Origin of the sequence: Olavius algarvensis spirochete endosymbiont (genome assembly GCA_900608495.1) — a bacterium.
Taxonomy (GTDB): domain Bacteria; phylum Spirochaetota; class Spirochaetia; order DSM-2461; family DSM-2461; genus UBA2779.
Window position 1 is genome coordinate 1 of the sequence record UWYT01000298.1, and the last position, 1,160, is coordinate 1,160.

Genomic DNA, 1,160 nt, shown 5'->3' on the forward strand with positions numbered 1-1,160 from the left:
TGAACAAAATTCTGGGACGGAATCTTGAAAAACGTATGTAGCACCAGGGATGTTAGCTTACGACCTGGGGAATATGGCTTTGATGTCATTCGAAGAAAACGGATGAGACTGAAATCCGAGCTCGAATCAAACAGCTAGCTGATGCCAACCATAGGTACAGATACCGGCGTATACAGATTCTATTGGAACGTGAAGGTTTTCATGTGAACCACAAGAAGATGTTCAGAATCTACAAAGACGAACATCTGACGATAAGTCAGAGGCAACAGAAGAAGCTTCTTGTTCAACGTAACCCGATGTCGGCAGCGAAACGTCCAAACCAGATTTGGGCCATGGATTTCATATTCGATACGGCTGAAATCGGACGTAGCCTGAAGACCTTGATTGTACTCGACGAGTTCACTCGATACCTAGTCGCTGCAGTTGTGGAATCTTCGATGAGCAGCTCTCAGGTCACTCGTGTTCTGGATAATGTAATCCTGATGAACAGTAAACCTGAATGACTTCGAAGTGACAACGGTACGGAGTTCACATCTCGAGTCATGATGTTTGGAATAATGCAAAACGACATCGATCACAAACTGATCAATCCAGGAAAACCGATTGAGAATTCGATTGTTGAAAGCTTCAACGGGAAAATCCGAGATGATTTTCTCAATGAAAATTTTTTTCTCACTGTTAGCTGATGCTCAGCGAAAGCTTCTTTCCTGGAAGGAGTACTATAATTTCTTAAGACCACACAGTTCGTTGGGCAATAAAACACCTGAAGAATTCTGGCAAGAATATGAGGACGGACTCGTAGAAGCTCGTGGTCTAGTTTCTACGAGGATGACTCCCCCTACATCCTAAGGCAGTTCGCGCTCAATGTCCTGGCCTGGCTCCTTATCTCAAAGAGGCTGGCCATACGAAGACGACGACCCCTATATTTCGGAGCCCGGAGAACCTGGGTATCCAGAACCGGGCGATGATGATGCCTGGTTTGCGCGGTTTGAAGCCCTTATGAGGAAAGCCGAGAAAGAACCCGAGGGCCGAGGCACGGACAGTGCGGCGGCCCGTATCTTGGGCGCCAAAATAGCTTCTCCCTTCTATTCGCTTTAGGTACAGTATTCCTTGATGAACACTCATTTTCGTGGAGTATCGCATCGAATAAAACCTTAAAA

Annotated in this window: 2 protein-coding genes and 1 pseudogene; all 3 read left to right on the plus strand. The window is 46.0% G+C overall.

What is annotated here, in order from left to right; all coding sequences use genetic code 11:
- Window positions 1-113: 113 nt before the first annotated feature.
- A complete protein-coding gene (locus tag S1OALGB6SA_RS09125) occupies window positions 114-503 on the plus strand; it encodes a DDE-type integrase/transposase/recombinase (RefSeq protein ID WP_306766997.1) in 390 nt (129 codons plus the stop codon).
- Between the two features lie 54 nt (window positions 504-557).
- A pseudogene (locus tag S1OALGB6SA_RS10965) lies at window positions 558-849 on the plus strand (integrase core domain-containing protein).
- A 15-nt stretch (window positions 850-864) separates the two neighbouring features.
- Window positions 865-1,098 carry a hypothetical protein gene (locus S1OALGB6SA_RS09140; protein ID WP_124033274.1) on the plus strand — a complete coding sequence of 78 codons (234 nt, stop codon included), beginning with the start codon at window positions 865-867 and terminating at the stop codon, window positions 1,096-1,098.
- Window positions 1,099-1,160: the final 62 nt, after the last annotated feature.